Annotated in this window: 3 protein-coding genes; all 3 read right to left on the reverse strand. The window is 60.6% G+C overall.

Annotation, left to right across the window (positions count from 1 at the left end; genetic code table 11):
* The coding region (locus tag A3730_RS33095; protein ID WP_369819114.1) for a GTP-binding protein at positions 1–142 on the reverse strand (142 nt) is incomplete at its 3' end.
* Positions 139–216, reverse strand: coding sequence for a GTP-binding protein (locus A3730_RS33100; RefSeq protein WP_369819115.1), 78 nt, complete (start codon positions 214–216; stop codon positions 139–141). The genes A3730_RS33095 and A3730_RS33100, both read right to left, overlap by 4 nt.
* Before the next feature lie 5 nt (positions 217–221).
* On the reverse strand, positions 222–961 hold a 740-nt coding region (pyrC, locus tag A3730_RS23270; protein ID WP_063539065.1), incomplete at its 5' end, for a dihydroorotase.

Here is a 961-nt window from a genome sequence, read left to right on the forward strand (position 1 = left end):
TGGACAGGGAACCCTGAATCACGCAGCACAGGCAACCGCCGGCCAGCAACGAGACCGACACCCCGGTGCCGGTGAGATGCTGGTCGATACCGATATCGCCCAGCTCGTTGATGATCAGGGCTACATCGCGGCGCTCGCTCAGCCACGGTTGAGCAGTGTGGTCTTGCCACTGCCCAGAAAGCCGGTGAGCACCACCACCGGAATCCGTTCTTCCACGGCAATCAGCCCAGCGACCAGGGCAACTGTTCGCCGGCAAAGAACGGCACCACCGGCTCCCCGGCGGCGTCGATTATGGTGGGCACCTCCCACGGCTTGCGTTGCAAGGTCACGGTGTCGGTGTGGCGCGGCAGGCGATAGAAATCGGCACCAAAGTGGCTGGCGAACCCTTCCAGTTTATCCAGCGCATTGTGCTGCTCCAGGAAGGTCGCATACAGCGGCAGTGCCGCCCGCGCGGAGTAACAGCCCGCGCAGCCACAGGCTGCTTCTTTCTTGTTNCGGGCGTGCGGTGCGGAATCAGTGCCCAGGAAGAAACGACTGTGGCCGTCAATCACCGCTTTCTGGATGGCGTCCTGATGCTGGCGACGCTTGAGAATCGGCAGGCAATAATTGTGCGGACGCACACCACCCACCAGCAGATCGTTGCGGTTCATCAACAAGTGCTGGGGGGTCACTGTCGCTGCGGTCAGCGCGTTGGCTTCGCGCACAAAGTTGACGCCTTCCGAGGTGGTCACGTGCTCAAACACAATACGCAACGCCGGAAACTGGCTGCGGATCGTGTTCAGGTAACGATCAATGAACACCTTTTCACGGTCGAAGATATCGATCTCCGCATCGGTCACCTCACCGTGTACCAGCAGCGGCACATCGTGCTTTTCCATGGCTTCGTACAGATGGGTAATCTTGCCCGGATCGGTAACGCCACTGGCAGAGTTGGTGGTGGCACCCGCCGGGTAGAGCTTGA

The organism is Alcanivorax sp. HI0044 (assembly GCF_001634945.1).